The organism is Streptomyces sp. NPDC006610 (assembly GCF_040611575.1).
Lineage (GTDB): Bacteria > Actinomycetota > Actinomycetes > Streptomycetales > Streptomycetaceae > Streptomyces.
On record NZ_JBEXOP010000033.1, the window covers coordinates 23,905 to 43,119 of the forward strand.

The following is a 19,215-nucleotide window of genomic DNA, read 5'->3' on the forward strand; positions in this document are numbered from 1 at the left end:
GTGGGGGCGCCCTCGGCTGCGGCAGGGCCCGTGCACGACCGGCACTCGACCGCACCCGGCGGGCGGCATGTCGGCAGAGGTTATCGGATGACGGGACCCTTGCGTTCACCGGCCGTTCATGGAGTGGTCGGTGGGGCTTGCGCGTGGCGTTGCCGGGGGGCGGGGGCGTCGGGGGCGGCGGGCCGGGCTCCGTGAACCGCTTAGGGTGGGCTGCCATGACGTGGGTGATCACTGGTGGGGCCGGGTACATCGGGGCGCATGTGGCGCGGGTCATGGGCGATGCCGGGGAGCGGGTCGTCGCGCTGGACGATCTGTCGGCCGGTGTGGCCGGGCGGCTGCCCGAGGGCGTGCCGCTCGTGCGGGGCTCCTCCGCGGACGCGGGGCTGCTGCGGCGGGTGTTCGCCGAGTACGACGTGACCGGCGTGGTGCACCTGGCCGCCCGCAAGCAGGTGGCGCAGTCCGTGGCGCGGCCGGAGCTGTACTACCGGGAGAACGTGGGCGGCCTCGCGACGCTGCTGGAGGCCGTGGCCGAGGCCGGGATCGGGCGGTTCCTGTTCTCCTCCTCCGCCGCCGTCTACGGCAACCCCGATGTGGACCTCATCACCGAGGACACCCCCTGCGCCCCGGTGAACCCGTACGGCGAGACCAAGCTCGCCGGCGAGTGGCTGGTCCGGGCGGCGGGCCGGGCGCACGGCATCCGCACGGCGTGCCTGCGCTACTTCAACGTGGCGGGGGCGGCGGCGCCGCAGCTCGCGGACACCGGTGTCTTCAACATCGTGCCGATGGTCTTCGACCGGCTCACCCGGGGCGAGGCCCCGCGGATCTTCGGCGACGACTATCCGACGCCGGACGGCACCTGCGTGCGCGACTACATCCATGTCGCCGACCTCGCCGAGGCCCATCTCGCGGCGGCCCGACGGCTCTGCGGCCCCGGCGGGGCGGACGACCTCACGGTGAACATCGGACGCGGCGAGGGCGTCTCCGTACGGGAGCTGGTCTCGCTGATCGGCGAGGTGACCGGGGACCGGCGGGCGGCCGTGGTGGAGGGGCGCCGCCCCGGGGACGCACCGCGTGCCGTCGCCTCCGCCGCGCGGGCCGCCGAGGAGCTGGGCTGGACGGCCCGCCGGGGGGTGCGGGAGATGGTGGAGTCGGCGTGGGCCGGGTGGCGGCTGCACCACGCCGGGTAAGGGCCGCCCGCCGCTGACCTGCGGTTCGTTTCCGCAGGTCAGCGCATATGACAACGGTGTTCAGTGCCGCGTTGCCCGCCGCCGCCCGCCCGTAGTTCACTGTGAGCCGGACCGATCGGGAAGGACGGCTCTCATGGGGGCTGGGCACGGCCACGGGCACGGTCATGCGCATGGTCACGGACACGGGCACGCGCACGGCGCGCCGGTCACCGGCACGGCCGCCGGGGCGTACCGCGGCCGGCTGCGGGTCGCTCTCGCCATCACGCTCACGGTGATGGTGGTCGAGATCGTCGGCGGCGTCCTCGCGGACTCCCTCGCGCTGATCGCGGACGCCGCGCACATGGCGACGGACGCGCTGGGGCTCGGCATGGCGCTGCTGGCGATCCACTTCGCCAACCTGCCCGCGAGCGCCAACCGCACCTTCGGCTACGCCCGCGCCGAGATCCTCGCCGCGCTGGCCAACTGCCTTCTGCTGCTCGGCGTCGGCGGTTACGTCCTGTTCGAGGCGGTCCAGCGGTTCATGACGCCGGCGGGGACCGAGGGCGGGCTCACCGCCGTGTTCGCGCTGATCGGTCTGGCCGCGAACATGATCTCCCTCACACTGCTGATGCGCGGCCAGCGGGAGAGCCTCAATGTGCGCGGCGCGTTCCTGGAGGTCGCGGCCGACGCCCTGGGCTCGGTCGCGGTGCTGATCGCGGCGGTGGTGATCGTCACCACGGGCTGGCAGGCGGCCGATCCGATCGCCTCGCTGGTGATCGGTCTGATGATCGTGCCGCGCACGCTGAAGCTGTTGCGCGAGACCCTCGACGTCCTGCTGGAGGCCGCCCCCAAGGGCGTCGACATGGCCGAGGTCCGGGCGCACATCCTCGCTCTGGACGGCGTCGAGGACGTCCACGACCTGCACGCCTGGACGATCACCTCGGGCCTGCCGGTGCTGTCCGCGCACGTCGTCGTCAGCTCCGACGTCCTGAACGCCATAGGGCACGAGAAGATGCTGCACGAACTCCAGGGCTGTCTGGGCGGCCACTTCGACGTGGAGCACTGCACCTTCCAGCTGGAGCCCGGCGGCCACGCCGAGCACGAGGCGCATCTGTGCCACTGAACCGGGAGCGGGCGGTTCCGCCCGGCACGGCCGGGCATGATCACCCACTGGCCCCGCCCGCGCGCGGCGCGGGACATGCGGGCACCCCGCAAGCGCCCGCAGGACCGTACGGGTACGGCAGACTGGGGCGAGGAACGAGGCGAAGGATGGGTATGCCGATCACACCTGCCACCACGACGGACGGTTCGTCGAGCGGCGCCGCGGAAGCGATCTTGCTGGAACTCGTCGACGAGGACGGCAGGACGATCGGCACCGCGGAGAAACTCTCCGCGCACCGGGCTCCGGGGCGGCTGCACCGCGCGTTCTCGGTCTTCCTCTTCGACCACCACGGCCGGCTGCTGCTCCAGCAGCGGGCGCTGGGCAAGTACCACTCCCCCGGTGTGTGGTCCAACACCTGCTGCGGCCACCCCTACCCGGGCGAGGCCCCGTTCGCGGCGGCGGCCCGGCGCACGCACGAGGAGCTGGGAGTCTCGCCGGCGCTGCTCGCCGAGGCCGGCACCGTCCGCTACAACCACCCGGACCCGGCCTCGGGCCTGGTGGAGCAGGAGTACAACCACCTCTTCGTCGGCCTGGTGCAGACCGCTCCCGGGCCCGACCCGCAGGAGGTGCACGACACGGCGTTCGTGACCGCCGCGGAGCTGGCCGAGCGGCACGCGCGCGACCCGTTCTCCGCCTGGTTCATGACGGTGCTCGACGCCGCCCGTCCGGCGATCAGGGAACTGACCGGACCGTCGGCCGGCTGGTGATCCTCACGGCCGGCGCGCCGTGCCGAGCGGCAGGGCGGTCCAGATCACCTTGCCGCCGCCCGCCGTGTGCTCGACGTCGCACACCCCGCCCGCCTCGCGGGTGATCTCCCGCACCAGCAGCAGCCCCCGCCCGCCCGTCCGGCCGTGGTCCGCCTCCAGGGCGGTCGGGCGGTAGGGGTGGTTGTCCTCGACGGACAGCCGCAGCCACTCCGCGCCGACGGCGACCTCCACGGCCAGCATCGGCGAGAGCAGCGCGGCGTGCCGTACGGCGTTCGTGACCAGCTCCGAGACGATCACCAGCAGGCCCTGGAGCAGGTCGTCCGAGACCGGCACGCCCTGGCGCCGCAGCAGGTCGCGGACCGCGTGCCGGGCCTGCGGGACCGAGGCGTCGACGGCGGGGGCGGTGAACCGCCAGACGCCCTCGAACGGCAGCGGTTCGCGCGTTCTGTCCTCGACGGCTGCGTCCGCGCCGCCTGCGGGGCGTGCGGCGGGCCCGCGCCCGTGGTTCTCCATCGTCCGGTCGCCACCCTTGAACTCGATTGTCACCACACGTCGAGTGTTGATAACGAGCCGCTCCGGGCTCGAGAGCTGAACACAAGTCAGCGGGTATCGAACACTTCTGACCGCCTGCGTATGACGCGGGCGGCTGTCAGGACTACTCCTGTCCGACCTGCGCCGACTTTGCGAACTATTCGGGTTGTACGGGTTTGTCGCCGATCGTTCCCGGGCTCCCGGCAGCGCCGCCGGGGGGCGGGAGGCGGCCCTCGGGGGTGCGGTTAGCATCCCGCGCATGGAGCCCCAGCTGCTGCACCGGGTCGCGGACTCGGTCGCCACCGTCGTGATCGCCCACCCGGCCAAGCGCAACGCCATGACGGCCGCGATGTGGCGGGCGCTGCCGCCGCTGCTCGACCGGCTCGCCGCCGATCCGGGAGTACGGGTCCTGGTGCTGACCGGCGAGGGCGGCACCTTCTGCGCCGGGGCGGACATCTCCACGCTGCGCGAGTCGCCCGAGGAGGCGCAGGGTCTGGCCGTGGCCGCCGAGGAGGCGCTCGCCGCGTTCCCGAAGCCGACGCTGGCCGCGGTGCGCGGGCACTGCGTGGGCGGCGGGGCGCAGCTCGCGGCGGCCTGCGACCTGCGGTTCGCGGACGGGGGCGCGCTGTTCGGGGTGACGCCGGCCCGGCTCGGCATCGTCTACCCGGCCTCCGCCACCCGGCGGCTGGTGGCGCTGGTGGGCCCGGCGACCGCCAAGTACCTGCTGTTCTCCGGTGACTTGATCGACGCCGAGCGGGCACTGCGCACCGGCCTGGTCGACGAGGTGCTGCCCGGCGGGGAACTGGACGAGCGGGTCGCCGCCTTCGCGCGGGTGCTGGCGTCCCGCTCCCAGTTGACGCAGGCCGCGGCGAAGGAGTTCGCGAACGGCCGCACCGACCGGGACGCCCACTGGGCCGCGCAGGCCCGCGCCGGCGGCGACACCGCGGAGGGCGTCGCCGCCTTCCTGGAGCGCAGGCAGCCCCGCTTCACCTGGACCGCGTCCGGTTAGCGGGGGCCGCACGCGGTACCCGGCGGTCGTCCGGTGCTCGAAAGGCGACACCGGCGAACCGAAAGGGGAATCGACGTGTTCCGTGCCATCGCGGATGTCCTGCGGCAGATCGGCGGCGCCGTCGCCACGGTCGTGACGCTGCCGTTCCGGGCCGTGGCCCGGCTCCTGGGCGGAGCCTCCGGCGCGGGCCGACGGGGTGCGCGCCGCGCTTGAACCGGCGGCGGCGCGCGCGGATCGCGCCCTGCGCCCCGGGTGTCGGCGCCACCTGCCACAATTGCCGCGCAACCCGAAGTGGAGAAGGCGGTACGGGATCGTGACGACACCCCTCACAGGGTCCATCGAAGGCAGGATCGCCGAGGAGCTCGGCGTACGGGAGCGGCAGGTGAAGGCTGCCGTGGAGCTGCTCGACGGCGGTTCGACGGTGCCCTTCATCGCCCGCTACCGCAAGGAAGCGACCGAGATGCTCGACGACGCGCAGCTGCGCACGATCGAGGAGCGGCTGCGTTATCTGCGGGAGCTGGAGGAGCGTCGTACGGCGATCCTGGAGTCGGTGCGCGAGCAGGGCAAGCTCACCGACGAACTGGAGGCGCGGATCCGCGGCGCCGAGACCAAGGCGCGGCTGGAGGACATCTACCTGCCGTTCAAGCCCAAGCGGCGCACCAAGGCGCAGATCGCCCGTGAGGCGGGCCTGGAGCCGCTGGCCGAGGGGCTGCTCGCCGATCCGTCCGTCGACCCCCCGGCCGCCGCCGCGGCCTTCGTGGACGCGGACAAGGGCGTGGCCGATCCGCAGGCCGCGCTCGACGGCGCCCGGGCGATCCTGACCGAGCGGTTCTCGGAGGACGCCGACCTGATCGGCGAGCTGCGCGAGCGCATGTGGGTGCGCGGGCGACTGGTGGCCAAGGTCCGTGAGGGCAAGGAGGAGTCGGGCGCGAAGTTCGCGGACTACTTCGACTTCGCCGAGCCGTTCACGGAGCTTCCCTCGCACCGGGTGCTGGCGATGCTGCGCGGCGAGAAGGAAGAGGTCCTCGACCTCGTCCTGGAGCCGGAGGAGCCGGTCGAGGGCCCGTCGTCGTACGAGGGGATCATCGCGGCGAGGTTCGGGATCGCCGACCGCGGGCGGCCCGCCGACAAGTGGCTGACGGACACCGTCCGCTGGGCCTGGCGCACCCGCGTCCTGGTCCACCTCGGCATCGACCTGCGGCTGCGGCTGCGCACCGCCGCCGAGGACGAGGCGGTGCGGGTGTTCGCGGCGAACCTGCGCGACCTGCTGCTCGCGGCCCCGGCCGGCACCCGGGCGACGCTCGGCCTGGACCCCGGCTTCCGCACGGGCGTGAAGGTGGCCGTCGTGGACGCCACCGGCAAGGTCGTCGCCACGGACGTGATCCACCCGCACGTCCCCGCCAACCGTTGGGACGAGGCGATCGCCCGGCTGGCCCGGCTCGCCGAGGAGCACGCGGTCGAGCTGATCGCCATCGGCAACGGCACGGCGTCGCGCGAGACGGACAAGCTGGCCGGTGAACTCATCGCGAGGCACCCGGAGCTGAACCTCACCAAGGTGATGGTGTCGGAGGCGGGCGCCTCGGTGTACTCGGCCTCCGCGTTCGCCTCGCAGGAACTGCCCGACATGGACGTGTCGCTGCGCGGCGCGGTGTCGATCGCGCGCCGCCTGCAGGACCCGCTCGCCGAGCTGGTGAAGATCGACCCGAAGTCGATCGGCGTCGGGCAGTACCAGCACGACCTGTCCGAGGTGAAGCTGTCGCGCTCGCTGGACGCGGTGGTGGAGGACTGTGTGAACGGCGTCGGCGTCGACGTCAACACCGCGTCCGCGCCGCTCCTCGCCCGGGTGTCGGGCATCTCCTCGGGGCTCGCGGAGAACATCGTCACGCACCGGGACGCCAACGGCCCGTTCCGGTCCCGCGCGGAGCTGAAGAAGGTGGCCCGGCTGGGCCCGAAGGCGTACGAGCAGTGCGCGGGCTTCCTGCGCATCCGCGGCGGCGACGACCCGCTGGACGCGTCCAGCGTGCACCCGGAGGCCTACCCGGTGGTGCGGCGGATGGTGAAGACCACCGGGCAGGAGGTGGCCTCGCTCATCGGCAACACCGGCGTGCTGCGCTCGCTGCGTCCGCAGGACTTCGTCGACGAGACGTTCGGTCTGCCGACCGTGACCGACATCCTCAAGGAACTGGAGAAGCCGGGGCGCGACCCTCGCCCGGCCTTCAGGACCGCCGCTTTCAAGGAGGGCGTGGAGAAGATCTCCGACCTGGAGGCGGGGATGGTCCTGGAGGGGGTCGTCACCAACGTCGCCGCGTTCGGCGCGTTCGTGGACGTCGGCGTCCACCAGGACGGTCTGGTGCACGTCTCCGCGATGTCGAAGACGTTCGTCAAGGACCCGCGGGACGTGGTCAAGCCGGGCGACATCGTGAAGGTGAAGGTCCTCGACGTCGACATCCCGCGCAAGCGGATCTCGCTGACGCTGCGCCTGGACGACGAGGCCGCGGCGCAGGACCGCGCCCCCGGCGAGCGCCGGCCGCAGCGGGGCGGGGGGCGTCCGCCGCAGCAGCGGCAGGGCGGACGGTCGGGCGGCGGCCGTCAGGCGGCGGCTCCGGCCCCGGCGGGCGGCGCGATGGCCGACGCCCTGCGCCGGGCCGGTCTGCTGGACCCGAAGAAGGGCGGACGGGGCTGAGGCACGCGCCGGCGGGGCGGCGGGGCCGTGCCGTCCCGCCGGCGCCCGGGCCTCAGCGCTCGGTCACCTTGCCGTCGGCGCCCGGGCCTCAGCGCTCGGTCACCTTGCCGCCGGCGACCTCCAGACGGCGGGTCACGTGGACCGCGTCCAGCATCCGCCGGTCGTGCGTCACCAGGAGCAGGGTGCCGGTGTAGGCGTCCAGGGCCGACTCCAGCTGCTCGATGGCGGGCAGGTCGAGGTGGTTGGTCGGCTCGTCCAGGACCAGCAGGTTGACGCCCCGGCCCTGGAGGAGGGCGAGGGCGGCGCGGGTGCGCTCGCCCGGCGAGAGGGTGGCGGCGGGGCGCAGGACGTGGTCCGACTTCAGCGCGAACTTGGCCAGCAGGGTGCGCACGTCGACCGGTTCGGTGTCGGGTACGGCGGCCTGGAAGGCGTCGAGCAGCGACTCGGGACCGTGGAACAGCCGACGGGCCTGGTCGACCTCGCCGACCAGGACGCCCGAGCCGAGAGCGGCGTGGCCGGCGTCCACGGGGACCCGGCCGAGCAGGGCGCCGAGCAGGGTGGACTTGCCGGCGCCGTTGGGGCCGGTGACCGCGACCCGGTCCGCCCAGTCGATCTGGAGGGTGACCGGGCCGAGGACGAAGCCGCCGCGGCGCACTTCGGCGTCGCGCAGGCTCGCCACGACCGCGCCCGATCGGGGGGCGGCGGCGATCTCCATCCGCAGCTCCCACTCCTTGCGCGGCTCCTCGACCACCTCGAGCCGCTCGATCATGCGCTGGGTCTGGCGGGCCTTCGCGGCCTGCTTCTCGCTGGCCTCGCTGCGGAACTTGCGGCCGATCTTGTCGTTGTCGTTGCCCGCCTTGCGCCGGGCGTTCTTCACGCCCTTGTCCATCCAGGACCGCTGCATCTGGGCGCGGTCGTGGAGGGCGGCCTTCTTGTCGGCGAACTCCTCGTACTCCTCGCGGGCGTGCCGACGGGCCACCTCGCGTTCCTCCAGGTAGGCCTCGTAGCCGCCGCCGAAGAGGGTGATCCGCTGCTGGACCGGGTCGAGTTCGAGGACCTTGGTGACCGTGCGGGCGAGGAACTCGCGGTCGTGGCTGACGACGACCGTGCCGGCGCGCAGGCCGCTCACGAAGCGTTCGAGGCGCTCCAGGCCGTCCAGGTCGAGGTCGTTGGTCGGCTCGTCGAGCAGGAAGACGTCGTAGCGGGAGAGCAGGAGGGAGGCGAGGCCCGCGCGGGCGGCCTGGCCGCCGGACAGCGAGGTCATGGCCTGGTCGAGGCCGACGGCGAGACCCAGCGCGTCGGCGACCTCCTCGGCGCGCTCCTCCAGGTCGGCGCCGCCGAGGGCGAGCCAGCGCTCCAGGCTCGTGGCGTAGGCGTCGTCCGCGCCCGGGGCGCCGTCGACCAGGGCCTGGGTGGCCTCGTCCATGGCCCGCTGGGCCTCGGCGACGCCGGTGCGGCGGGCCAGGAACTGCCCGACGGTCTCGCCGGGCCGGCGCTCGGGTTCCTGCGGCAGATGCCCGACGGTGGCCGTCGGCGGGGACAGGCGCAGATCGCCCTGCTCGGGGGCGTCGAGGCCGGCCAGCAGGCGCAGCAGCGTGGACTTCCCGGCACCGTTGGCGCCGACCAGCCCGATCACGTCTCCGGGCGCGACGACGAGGTCGAGCCCGCTGAACAGGGCACGGTCGCCGTGCCCGGCGGCGAGGTTCTTGGCGACGAGGGTGGCAGTCATCAGACCGCCGATCCTAACGGCCCGGGAGGAAGGGCTCGCGGGCTCGTCGTCCCCGGTGAGGGACCGGCGCGCGGAGCGTCGCCCGAGCGCCGGAAATCCGGTGGGCCGCGTGCGGGGCGATCCCTACGCTGGGCCCATGGCCAACGGGAAGACCTCCGGCGTCTGCCTCGGTTGCAGGGTCTCCTACAAGCAGCCCCACGACCCGGCGCGGCAGCGGAACTGTCCGCGCTGCACGCAGCCGATGATCCACGCCGGGTCGGCGTTCGCGGCGCCTCGGCGGCGGACGTCGCGGCGTGGCGGACGTTCACCGTGCTGCTGAACGCCGGCGTCGGCTTCCACAAGAGCTGCTGCGGCGGGCCCGGCCACCGGCCCAGGACCCTGCGCGAAGTGCGGGCGCGGTCGGCGTACGCGCGGCGCGGCGGCTCGTCCGTCGCCGAGGCGCTCGCGCGGCGGGACGTGGCGTGACGGGCGGTGGGCGATGGGCCCGGTGAGTTTCGCGGGGCGGGTGCGGCGGCGATACTGCTGCGCATGACGACCGACGCCGAGGAGCCGTGGCTCACCGTGGACGAGTTGGCCGCGCGGGCCGGGGTCACCGTGCGGACCGTACGGTTCTACGGGACCAGGGGGCTGCTGCCGCCGCCGGTGATCGGGGCGCGTCGGGTCGGGCACTACGGGGCGGAGCATCTCGCGCGGCTGGGGCTGATCGAGGAGTTGCAGCGGCAGGGCATGACGCTGGCGGCGATCGAGCGGTACCTGCGGCAGCTGCCCGAAGGGCTGAGCCCGCACGATCTCGCCATCCACCGGGCCGTGGTGGCCTCCTGGGCGCCGGAGTCGGTGGAGACGGTGACGCGCCGGGAGCTGGAGCGGCGGGCGGGGCGGGCGCTCGGCGACGAGGAGCTGGAGCGGCTGGTCGCGATGGACGTGGTGGAGCGGGACGGCGAGGACCGCTTCCGCGTCGACGCCGGGCTGCTGCGGCTCGGCGTCGGACTGCTGGACGTGCCGCTGTCCCAGGAGGCGATCCTCGCGGCGCGGACCGTGCTGGTGGAGCACGCCCGGGCGGCGGCGCGCGAGCTGTCGCGGCTGCTGCGCGGGGAGGTGGCCGAACGCGGCCCGTCCGAAGTGCGGTCGCTGTCGGCGCACATGCAGCCCATCGTGGTGCAGGCGCTGCTGACGGCGTTTCAGCGGTCGTTGCGGGAAGAGGTGCGGGCGTGGGCGACGGAGGCGGACGGCGTCCGGTGAGGGGACGTCCGCCTCCGTCGCCGTGGGTCAGCGGGCGTCGGTGAAGGTCTCGCCCTTCTCGGCCTTCTCCAGAAGCAGCGCCGGGGGCGTGAACCGGTCGCCGTAGCGCTCGACGAGTTCCCGTGCGCGGGCCACGAAGCCGGGCAGGCCGCCGTCGTAGCCGTTGATGTACTGGAGGACGCCGCCGGTCCAGCCGGGGAAGCCGATGCCGAGGACGGAGCCGATGTTGGCGTCGGCGACCGAGGTCAGCACGCCCTCCTCCAGCAGTCGGACGGTGTCCAGCGCCTCGGCGAACAGCATCCGCTCCTGCATGTCGCGGAACGGGATCTCGTGTCCCGGCCGGGTGAAGTGCTCGCGCAGGCCGGGCCACAGGCCGGCGCGCTCGCCGGACTCGTCGTAGTCGTAGAAGCCGGCGCCGCCGCTGCGGCCGGTGCGGCCGAACTCCTCCACCATGCGGTCGATGACGGCCTCCGCCGGGTGCGGGGTCCACTCGCCGCCCGCCTCCTCGACCGCGCGGCGGGTCTCCTGGCGGATCCTGCGCGGCAGGGTGAGCGTCAGCTCGTCCATCAGGGACAGCACCTTGGCCGGGTAGCCCGCCTGCGCCGCCGCCTGTTCGACGGACGCGGGCTCGATGCCCTCGCCGACCATGGCCACGCCCTCGTTGATGAACTGGCCGATCACCCGTGAGGTGAAGAAGCCGCGCGAGTCGTTGACGACGATCGGCGTCTTGTTGATCTGCCGGACCAGGTCGAAGGCGCGGGCCAGCGCCGCCTCTCCGGTCCGCTCGCCCTTGATGATCTCGACCAGCGGCATCTTGTCGACCGGCGAGAAGAAGTGCAGCCCGATGAAGTCCGGCTGCCGCTCGACGCCCTCGGCCAGCGCGGTGATGGGCAGGGTGGAGGTGTTGGAGCACAGCAGCGCGTCGGGCGCGACGATCTGCTCGATCTCCTGGAACACCTTGTGCTTGAGCGCGGTGTCCTCGAACACGGCCTCGATGACGGCGTCGCAGCCCGCGAGGTCGCCCGCCTCGGCGGTGGGCGTGATCCGGGCGAGCAGCGCGTCGGCCTTCTCCCGCGTCGTACGGCCCCGCGAGACGGCCTTGGCGCACAGCTTCTCGGAGTACCCCTTGCCCTTGACCGCCGCTTCCAGGGACACGTCCTTGAGCACGACCTCGATCCCGGCGCGGGCGCAGGAGTAGGCGATGCCGGCTCCCATCATCCCGGCGCCGAGGACGGCGACCCTGCGGACCGTGCGCGGCTCGACGCCCTTCGGCCGGCTCGCACCCGAGTTGACGGCCTGAAGGTCGAAGAAGAACGCCTGGATCATGTTCTTCGCGGTCTGGCCGGCCGCCAGCTCCACGAAGTAGCGGGCCTCGATGACCTGGGCGGTCTCGAAGTCGACCTGCGCTCCCTCGACGGCGGCGGCGAGGATGTTGCGCGGCGCGGGGTAGGGCGCGCCGCCCGTCTGCTTGCGCAGGTTGGCCGGGAAGGCGGGCAGGTTGGCGGCGAACTTGGGGTGGGCCGGGGTGCCGCCGGGGATGCGGTAGCCGGGCCGGTCCCAGGGCTGGGCGGACTCGGGGTGGGCGTCGATGAAGGCGCGCGCCTTGGCGAGCAGTTCCTCGCGGGTCTCGGCGACCTCGTCGACCAGGCCGTTCTCCAGGGCGCGGCGCGGGTTGTACTGGGTGCCCTGGAGGAGGACCTTCAGCAGGGCGTCGGTGATGCCGAGCAGCCGGACGGTGCGCACCACGCCGCCGCCCCCGGGGAGCAGGCCGAGGGTGACCTCGGGGCAGCCGATCCTGGAGCCGGGCGCGTCGAGGGCGATCCGGTGGTGGCAGGCGAGGGCGATCTCGTAACCGCCGCCGAGGGCCGCGCCGTTGATCGCGGCGACGACCGGCTTGCCGAGGGTCTCGATGCGGCGCAGGTCGCGCTTGAGGGCGAGGCCGCCGTCGAAGAGTTCCCGGGCGGTGTCGGGGGTGACGCGGATGAGGTCGCGCAGGTCGCCGCCGGCGAAGAAGGTCTTCTTGGCGGAGGTGACGATGACGCCGCGCACCGAGTCCTTCTCGGCCTCCAGGCGGTCGGCGATCACGGAGAGGGAGGCGCGGAACGCCTGGTTCATGGTGTTCGCGGACTGGGCGGGGTCGTCCAGGACGAGGGTGACGACGCCGGTGTCGTCCTGCTCCCAGCGGATGGCGGTGCTCTCGGTCATGAGTGGGTCTCCGTCGTAGAAGTCGCGGGCGGTCGCTGGGAGGGGGTCAGATGCGCTCGACGATCGTCGCGATGCCCATGCCGCCGCCGACGCACAGCGTGGCCAGGCCGTAGCGCTTGTCCTGGCGTTCGAGTTCGTCCACGAGGGTGCCGAGGATCATCGCGCCGGTCGCGCCGAGCGGGTGGCCAAGGGCGATGGCGCCGCCGTTGACGTTGACCTTGTCCAGGGACAGGCCCATGTCCTTGACGAAGCGCAGCACGACGGCGGCGAAGGCCTCGTTGATCTCCACGAGGTCGATGTCGTCGATGGTCAGCCCGGCCTTGGCGAGTGCCTTGCGGGTGGCCGGGGCGGGGCCGGTGAGCATGATGGTGGGCTCGGAGCCGGAGACGGCGGCGGAGACGATCCGCGCGCGGGGGGTGAGCCCGGCCCGCTCGCCGGCCTCCCTGGAGCCGATGGCGACGAGGGCGGCGCCGTCGACGATGCCGGAGGAGTTGCCCGCGTGGTGGACGTGGTCGATCCGCTCCACCCAGTGGTACTTCTGCAGCGCGACGGCGTCGAAGCCGCCGAGGTCGCCGATGTCCGCGAACGACGGCTTGAGCCCGGCGAGGGAGTCGGCGGTGGTGCCGGGGCGCATGTGCTCGTCGCGGTCGAGGACGACCAGCCCGTTGCGGTCCCGCACGGGGACGACGGAGCGGTCGAAGCGGCCGTCCTTCCAGGCGGTGGCGGCGCGTTCCTGGGAGAGCGCGGCGTATTCGTCCACGTCCCGGCGGGAGAAGCCCTCGATGGTGGCGATCAGGTCGGCGCCGATGCCCTGGGGGACGAAGTTGGTGGCGAGGTTGGTCATCGGGTCGTTGAACCAGGCGCCGCCGTCGGAGGCCATCGGCACCCGGGACATCGACTCGACGCCGCCCGCGAGGACGAGGTCCTCCCAGCCGGAACGGACCTTGGCGGCGGCCATGTTGACGGCCTCCAGACCGGAGGCGCAGAAGCGGTTCTCCTGTACGCCGGCGACCGTGTCCGGCAGCCCGGCGGCGACGGCGGCGATCCGGGCGATGTCGGAGCCCTGGTCGCCGACGGGGCCGACGACGCCGAGCACGATGTCGTCGACGGCGGCCGGGTCGAGGCCGGGGAAGCGGGCGCGGATCTCGTGGATGAGTCCGACGACGAGGTCGACGGGCTTGGTGCCGTGCAGGGCGCCGTTCGCCTTGCCGCGTCCGCGCGGGGTGCGGATCGCGTCGTACACATACGCTTCGGTGGTCACGGGGAGGCCTTTCGACGAGGGCGGTTTCGAGGGCTCATGCGGGGGCAGGGCGCGTGAGCGCCGGCACGTCCCAGTCGCGGGCGACGTCGGAGGTGTCGGCGCCCGGCCGGGCGGGGCCGCGCCGGACGGCGGTGGGCGTGGCGGAGAAGCGGGGGGCCGGGACCGGCTGGGTGACGCCGGCGTGGTCGGCGAAGGTGCCGCGGGCGGCGAGGTGGGGGTGGTGGGGGGCCTCGCGCAGTGACAGGACGGGGGCCACGCAGGCGTCGGAGTCCTCGAACAGGGCCGTCCACTCGTCGCGGGTACGGGTCCGGAAACGGGCGGCGACCGTCTCCCGCAGCTCCGGCCAGCGCGTGACGTCGGCCCGGTCCGGGACCTGGTCCGCGACGCCGAGCAGCCGGACGAACTCGTCGTAGAACCGCTCCTCCAGCGCGCCCACCGCCATGTACCGACCGTCCGCCGTCTCGTAGGTCCCGTAGAACGGGCAACCGCCGTCGAGCAGGTTGGCGCCGCGCCGGTCCTGCCAGGCGCCGGCGGCGAGCATGCCGTGGATCATCGCCGACAGGTGGGCGGCGCCGTCCACGATGGCCGCGTCCACGACCTGCCCGGCGCCGGTCGCGCGGACGTGGTGCAGGGCGGCGAGAACGCCGGTGACCAGGTAGAGGGAGCCGCCCGCGTAGTCGCCGAGGAGGTTGGCGGGGACGGCCGGGGGCTCGCCGTCGCGGCCGATCATGCCGAGGGCGCCGGTGACGGCGAGGTAGCCGATGTCGTGGCCGGCGCGCGGGGCGAGGGGGCCGTCCTGGCCCCAGCCGGTCATCCGGCCGTAGACGAGGCGCGGGTTGCGGGCGTGGCAGGCGCCGGGGCCGACGCCGAGGCGTTCGGCGACGCCGGGGCGGTAGCCCTCGATCAGGATGTCGGCGCGGGCTGCCAGGTCGAGGACGCGGGCGGGGCCGTCGGGCGCCTTGAGGTCGACGAGGACCGAGCGCTTGTTGCGGTTGGTCACGTCGACGGCCGGGTCGATGCCGAGGCCGGGGCCGCCGGGGCGGTCCACGCGGACGACGTCGGCGCCGAGGTCGGCCAGGAGCATGGCGGCGAAGGGGCCCGGTCCGATGCCGGCCAGCTCCACCACGCGCACGCCGGTGAGCGGTCCGTGCGGCGGCGAAGTCGCCGTGGTCATCGCAGCCCCCTTGCTGTGACACAACCGATGTAACACCAGTGATGGTAAGAACACGTTCCAGTCGGCACAAGGCCCGGACGAGCAAGCGCTTAGCCGGTTTCAGTGTGCCACTCGCGCGTCCAGTTCCGCCGTCAGCCGTTTCGGCGCGATCGTGCGGTAGCTGTCCTCGACCCAGTCGCAGAACAGCTCCGCCGGGGGCGCGCCCTTCCCCTCCAGCGGGACGGCCACCCAGCCGGCCCGGCCCAGCCCGTACCCGGCGGGCTCGGCGCCCGGTGCGGTGAGCGCGTGGGCGTGGCTGTCGCCGTCCGTGAGCTTGACGGTGACGCCGAGGGGATGGCTGCCGTCGGTCGCTCCGAGGAACACGAAGACCTTCCCGTTCACCTTGGCGACCGACTCGCCCCAGGGGAACTCCTCCCGCGTGCCCGGCAGCCCCAGGGCGAAGGCCCTCACCCTCTCCCATTTCCGCAGGGCGTTCCTCGGTGCCGCCACCGTTCACCTCCGGGCTCGTCTTCGGGCTCCGCCCTCCTCACGCTAGCCTCGGCCACCGACAGCCGCGCGGGCTGCGGGAGCGAGGAATGTCATGAGCAGGCTGAAACGGGCGGAGCGTCCGTACGACATCGTGCTCTTCGGGGCCACGGGCTTCGTCGGCACACTGACCGCGGAGTATCTCGCCGCCCACGCGCCGAGGGACCTGCGCTGGGCGCTGGCCGGCCGCAGCGAGCTGAAACTGGCGCGGCTGCGCGAGCGGCTGCGGGAGGGGACGCCCGGCGGCACGGAGATCGGCGTGCTGCGCGCCGACGTCGGCGACCCGGCCTCACTGCGCCGGCTCGCCGAGCGGGCGCGCGTGGTGGCGACGACGGTCGGCCCCTATGTGACGTACGGCGAGGAACTGGTGGCCGCCTGCGCGGACGCGGGGACGGACTATCTCGACCTGACGGGCGAGCCGGAGTTCGTGGACCTGACGTACGTGCGTCACGACGCCCGCGCGCGGGAGACCGGCGCCCGGCTGGTGCACGCCTGCGGCTTCGACTCGGTGCCGCACGACCTGGGCGTGCACTTCACGGTGCGGCAGCTGCCGGAGGGGGTGCCGCTGCGGGTGGACGGGTTCGTGACGGCCGAGGGGGCGCTGTCGGGCGGGACGCTCGCCTCCGCGCTCAACCAGTTCGCGCGCGTGCCGCACCTGGCGTCCGCCGCGCGCGAGCGGCGGCGGCACGAACCGCGGCTGGTGGGGCGCCGGGCGACGACGCCGGCCGGGACGCCGCGGTTCGCCCCGGAGGTCGGCGCGTGGGCGCTGCCGCTGCCGACCGTCGACCCGCAGATCGTGCGCCGCTCGGCGCGGGCGCTGCAGCGCTACGGCCCCGACTTCCGCTACCGGCACTACGCGGCCGTACGCCGGCTGCCGGTGGCGATCGGCGGGGCCGCGGGCGTCGGCGCGCTGATCGCGGCGGCGCAACTGCCGCCGGTGCGCGGCTGGTTGTCGGCGCGGCTGAAGCCAGGCGAGGGCCCGGGCGAGGAGAAGCGGGCGCGCAGCTGGTTCCGGGTGCGGTTCGTCGGCGAGGGCGGCGGGCGCCGGGTGTACACGGAGGTGGCGGGCGGCGATCCGGGGTACGGCGAGACGGCGAAGATGTTCGCCGAGTCGGCGCTGTCGCTGGCCTTCGACGACCTCCCGCCGATCGCCGGCCAGGTCACCACGGCGCAGGCCATGGGCGACGCGCTCACCGGGCGGCTGCGCCGGGCGGGCATCGTGTTCCGGGTGGCGGCCACCCGCTGAGCGCACGGGCCCGCCAGGAGGCTCACATCGACCAGTCGGCCAGTGTGTAGACCATCCCGCCGATCCAGCCCAGCGCCGCCAGGGCGGCCAGCGCCAGCCCCAGGACGACGGCGCGCTCCACGGGCCGGTTCGGCGGGGCGAGGGACTCGGGTGCGCGGCGCGTCGTCATGCGCCCAGCCTGCCGACCGGGGCGGGGCGCCGGCATCCGTGCGGCTACTCAGGTGACGTACTCAGAACGCCGGGGCGCGCGTGCCCGGGGGGCGCTTCCCCGACGGCCGGCCGTCGGACCGGGCCGGGGCGAACGGGGTACGGGCTCGCCGCCCCGGGCGATGGCCGCACCGCGCGACCGACGACGCCCTCGGCTGCGCGCGGCCGGCGCACCCGCCCCGCGCGGCCGCGGCAGCGGCTCGCCCCGGGCGACCGCGGCACGGGCCGGTGGCCGGCTGTGCGGCGCCGCCCGGACCAGGACCTCCGGCGACGACGCGCGTGCCCGGCCCGCCCGCTCATCGCCCCGTGTGCTCCCGCAGCGCGCCGCGGCACAGGGCGTCGGCGCGGCGGGTCGTCTCCGGGAGGCGGAAGCGCGGGGTGAGGCGCAGGACGTGGGCGCACGCCGTGTCGAGCGTGATGCGGTGGCCGACGGAGACGAACACCGGTTTGACGCCCTCTCGGGTGCGCAGGGCGCGGCCGACCTCCTCCGTGCCGTCCAGCAGGGGGGAGCACGAGCCGCGCGGGACGTCCGGGTCGTCGTACGAGAAGACGAAGGGGTTCTTGGCGACGCCGATGGTGGGCAGGCCGGTGAGGACGCCGAGGTGGCTGGCGAGGCCGAAGCGGCGCGGGTGGGCGAGGCCGTAGCCGTCGCAGACGACCAGGCCGGGCGGGACCGGCAGGGCGTCGAGGGCGTCGAGCACCGTGGGGATCTCGCGGAACGCCAGCAGGCCGGGGACGTAGGGGAAGGCGACCCGCCCGACGGCGGTGGCCTCGGCGACGACGTCGAGGGTCGTCGCGTCCAGGACCACGGCCGCGGCGGCCACCACGTCCCGTTCGTCGTCATAGGCGACGTCGACGCCGGTCACCCGGCCGCTGCCGGGCGGCGGGCCGGGTTCGTCGAGCACCACCCGCTTGCGCAGCTCGTCCTGCACGGCGCGGGCCTGTTCCTCGGTCGCGGGCGGCGGGCCCGCGGTAGTGCGTTCGGTCGTCATGGTGGGGACGAGCGTAGGACGCGCCCCCGGGCCGCCGCTCGGCCGGGTGCGGAACGGCCGCCCGCGCCCGGCCCTGCGGTCACTTGTCCAGCGCGCGCTGCAGCTGTGCCTTGTTCATGTCCGAACGGCCGTGGACGCCACGCCGTTTGGCCTCTTCGTAGAGCTGGTCGTAGGTGGGCCCCTGGGAGCCCCGGCCCGAGCGCCGGCCGCCCCGCTCGCCGGACGACTCGTCCTTGGTCGAGGTGCGGCTCGAGGTCTTCGCCTCACCCGACCGGGCGCGTTCCTTGTTCACCGTGCGCGCCGCGATCTCCTTGGCGCGCCCCGGGCTCTCGCCCCGGTCCTCGGCGCTCTCCTTGATGTGCTCGTACTGGCGTTCCCGCTTGGGGCTGGAACCGCGTGGCATCTCCGGTCACTTCCTCTCACGTTCCGTGAACGGGTACCCCCATCGTGCGCCGTCACGGCACACCGGGCGCGGCCGGCCGGTCCGTCGGGCCGCGCGGGGATCCGCTGCCGGGGTGTGTGAGGCGCGGTGACGTAGGTCACCCGCTGCGGAGGTGCACGAAGGGGCCGGTTCCGTCGTCTCTCCCAGTGCCCGGCCGCGTCCCGTACGAAGTCCGTCCCAGCCGTCAACGAGGGAGCCAAGGTTGTCCACCGTCATCGAGCAGCCCGTCGAGGCACGACTCGTCGCCGCCGCACCGCGGATGCAGACCATCCCGGCCACCCTGCGCTACGACCTGAGCGACCCCTTCGCCATCCGCATGACCTTCCCCGCCCAGGCGACGCTGGAGGACGAGGAGGTCTGCTGGACCTTCTCCCGCGAGCTGCTCGCGGCCGGCCTGCACGAGGCCGAGGGGCACGGCGACGTCCGGGTGCGGCCGTACGGCTACGACCGCACCGTCCTGGAGTTCCACGCCCCCGAGGGCACCGCCGTCGTGCACGTCCGCTCGGGCGAGCTGCGCCGGTTCCTCGCGGCGACCCGGGACCTGGTGCCGGACGGCCTGGAGCACGCCCACCTCGACCTGGACCGCGACCTGGCCGAACTGATGCGGGACGCGTAGATCCGGCCAGCGCCCCCGGGGCTCGTAAATGCTTTGACGCCCGCGAACGCGTCCTCCTACGGTGTAAGGGCTTCTGCTGCCGTCGATTGGAGAAGGACGTTGCTCGTCTGAGGTCCTGAGACACCGCGTCCCACCGCCACCGCCCTCGTCCGGGCCCCGGTGCGGACGTCGCGTGCGACCTCGGCGTTCGCCGTCCTCCGTGAGCAGCCGTCCTCCGTGATGACCGGCTGTCCCCGGTGAGCAGCCGCCTCCCGTGAGCGGACGACGCCTCCCCCGCCCGGTCGCCGCCCCTCGGTGTCTCGACACGCGTTGCCCCTGACC

The 19,215-nt window shown here is 74.0% G+C and carries 18 protein-coding genes and 1 pseudogene; 10 read left to right on the forward strand and 9 right to left on the reverse strand.

Going from position 1 to position 19,215, the window contains the following annotated elements; genetic code table 11:
* The first annotated feature begins 215 nt into the window (after positions 1-215).
* From galE to idi, 3 genes are all read left to right on the forward strand, one after another.
* Positions 216-1,187 (forward strand): UDP-glucose 4-epimerase GalE, encoded by a 972-nt coding sequence (gene galE / locus ABZY13_RS24305; RefSeq protein WP_356634142.1) that lies wholly within the window; start codon positions 216-218, stop codon positions 1,185-1,187.
* 133 nt (positions 1,188-1,320) lie between these two features.
* Entirely contained in the window at positions 1,321-2,289 is a 969-nt protein-coding gene (locus ABZY13_RS24310; RefSeq protein WP_356634144.1) for a cation diffusion facilitator family transporter, read from the forward strand.
* Between the two features lie 152 nt (positions 2,290-2,441).
* Positions 2,442-3,035, forward strand: a complete 594-nt coding sequence (gene idi / locus ABZY13_RS24315) for an isopentenyl-diphosphate Delta-isomerase (protein WP_356634146.1) — start codon at positions 2,442-2,444, stop codon at positions 3,033-3,035.
* 3 nt (positions 3,036-3,038) lie between these two features.
* Here the strand turns inward: idi and ABZY13_RS24320 are convergent, their stop codons facing one another.
* The gene (locus tag ABZY13_RS24320) at positions 3,039-3,548 is read right to left on the reverse strand and encodes an ATP-binding protein (RefSeq protein ID WP_356634253.1); all 510 of its coding nucleotides are present in this window, start codon (positions 3,546-3,548) and stop codon (positions 3,039-3,041) included.
* Between the two features lie 277 nt (positions 3,549-3,825).
* Here ABZY13_RS24320 and ABZY13_RS24325 point away from each other — a divergent pair, with 277 nt between their 5' ends.
* The 3 genes from ABZY13_RS24325 (at position 3,826) to ABZY13_RS24335 (ending at position 7,258) form a co-directional block, all read left to right on the forward strand.
* Positions 3,826-4,575: an enoyl-CoA hydratase/isomerase family protein gene (locus ABZY13_RS24325; RefSeq protein ID WP_356634148.1), complete on the forward strand. Its 750-nt coding sequence runs from the start codon at positions 3,826-3,828 to the stop codon at positions 4,573-4,575.
* 75 nt (positions 4,576-4,650) lie between these two features.
* A complete protein-coding gene (locus tag ABZY13_RS24330) occupies positions 4,651-4,788 on the forward strand; it encodes an LPFR motif small protein (protein WP_189698035.1) in 138 nt (45 codons plus the stop codon).
* A 100-nt stretch (positions 4,789-4,888) separates the two neighbouring features.
* Positions 4,889-7,258 carry a Tex family protein gene (locus ABZY13_RS24335; protein WP_356634153.1) on the forward strand — a complete coding sequence of 790 codons (2,370 nt, stop codon included), beginning with the start codon at positions 4,889-4,891 and terminating at the stop codon, positions 7,256-7,258.
* An 88-nt stretch (positions 7,259-7,346) separates the two neighbouring features.
* On the opposite strand, the gene ABZY13_RS24340 is transcribed toward ABZY13_RS24335, so the two are convergent.
* Positions 7,347-8,987, reverse strand: coding sequence for an ABC-F family ATP-binding cassette domain-containing protein (locus ABZY13_RS24340; protein ID WP_356634155.1), 1,641 nt, complete (start codon positions 8,985-8,987; stop codon positions 7,347-7,349).
* Positions 8,988-9,123: 136 nt separating this feature from the next.
* Between ABZY13_RS24340 and ABZY13_RS24345 the strand changes: the two are divergent.
* Both ABZY13_RS24345 and ABZY13_RS24350 read left to right on the forward strand, forming a co-directional pair.
* A pseudogene (locus ABZY13_RS24345) lies at positions 9,124-9,452 on the forward strand (deoxyxylulose-5-phosphate synthase).
* Between the two features lie 63 nt (positions 9,453-9,515).
* Positions 9,516-10,226 carry a MerR family transcriptional regulator gene (locus ABZY13_RS24350; RefSeq protein ID WP_356634157.1) on the forward strand — a complete coding sequence of 237 codons (711 nt, stop codon included), beginning with the start codon at positions 9,516-9,518 and terminating at the stop codon, positions 10,224-10,226.
* 27 nt (positions 10,227-10,253) lie between these two features.
* On the opposite strand, the gene ABZY13_RS24355 is transcribed toward ABZY13_RS24350, so the two are convergent.
* The 4 genes from ABZY13_RS24355 to ABZY13_RS24370 all read right to left on the reverse strand — a co-directional run bounded on the left by ABZY13_RS24355 (position 10,254) and on the right by ABZY13_RS24370 (position 15,355).
* Positions 10,254-12,431: a 3-hydroxyacyl-CoA dehydrogenase NAD-binding domain-containing protein gene (locus ABZY13_RS24355; RefSeq protein WP_356634159.1), complete on the reverse strand. Its 2,178-nt coding sequence runs from the start codon at positions 12,429-12,431 to the stop codon at positions 10,254-10,256.
* 46 nt (positions 12,432-12,477) lie between these two features.
* Positions 12,478-13,692, reverse strand: coding sequence for an acetyl-CoA C-acetyltransferase (locus ABZY13_RS24360; protein ID WP_356634161.1), 1,215 nt, complete (start codon positions 13,690-13,692; stop codon positions 12,478-12,480).
* Positions 13,693-13,726: 34 nt separating this feature from the next.
* Positions 13,727-14,866 (reverse strand): CaiB/BaiF CoA-transferase family protein, encoded by a 1,140-nt coding sequence (locus ABZY13_RS24365; protein WP_356634163.1) that lies wholly within the window; start codon positions 14,864-14,866, stop codon positions 13,727-13,729.
* 99 nt (positions 14,867-14,965) lie between these two features.
* Positions 14,966-15,355 (reverse strand): MmcQ/YjbR family DNA-binding protein, encoded by a 390-nt coding sequence (locus ABZY13_RS24370; RefSeq protein WP_356634165.1) that lies wholly within the window; start codon positions 15,353-15,355, stop codon positions 14,966-14,968.
* Between the two features lie 91 nt (positions 15,356-15,446).
* Here ABZY13_RS24370 and ABZY13_RS24375 point away from each other — a divergent pair, with 91 nt between their 5' ends.
* Positions 15,447-16,637 (forward strand): saccharopine dehydrogenase NADP-binding domain-containing protein, encoded by a 1,191-nt coding sequence (locus ABZY13_RS24375; protein WP_356634167.1) that lies wholly within the window; start codon positions 15,447-15,449, stop codon positions 16,635-16,637.
* Between the two features lie 22 nt (positions 16,638-16,659).
* Here the strand turns inward: ABZY13_RS24375 and ABZY13_RS24380 are convergent, their stop codons facing one another.
* The 3 genes from ABZY13_RS24380 to ABZY13_RS24390 all read right to left on the reverse strand — a co-directional run bounded on the left by ABZY13_RS24380 (position 16,660) and on the right by ABZY13_RS24390 (position 18,239).
* The gene (locus tag ABZY13_RS24380) at positions 16,660-16,806 is read right to left on the reverse strand and encodes a hypothetical protein (RefSeq protein WP_356634169.1); all 147 of its coding nucleotides are present in this window, start codon (positions 16,804-16,806) and stop codon (positions 16,660-16,662) included.
* Between the two features lie 334 nt (positions 16,807-17,140).
* Entirely contained in the window at positions 17,141-17,836 is a 696-nt protein-coding gene (locus tag ABZY13_RS24385; protein ID WP_356634171.1) for an endonuclease V, read from the reverse strand.
* A gap of 79 nt (positions 17,837-17,915) precedes the next feature.
* The gene (locus tag ABZY13_RS24390) at positions 17,916-18,239 is read right to left on the reverse strand and encodes a plasmid stabilization protein (RefSeq protein ID WP_356634173.1); all 324 of its coding nucleotides are present in this window, start codon (positions 18,237-18,239) and stop codon (positions 17,916-17,918) included.
* A gap of 241 nt (positions 18,240-18,480) precedes the next feature.
* Between ABZY13_RS24390 and ABZY13_RS24395 the strand changes: the two genes are divergently transcribed.
* Positions 18,481-18,894 carry an SsgA family sporulation/cell division regulator gene (locus ABZY13_RS24395; RefSeq protein ID WP_356634175.1) on the forward strand — a complete coding sequence of 138 codons (414 nt, stop codon included), beginning with the start codon at positions 18,481-18,483 and terminating at the stop codon, positions 18,892-18,894.
* Positions 18,895-19,215: the final 321 nt, after the last annotated feature.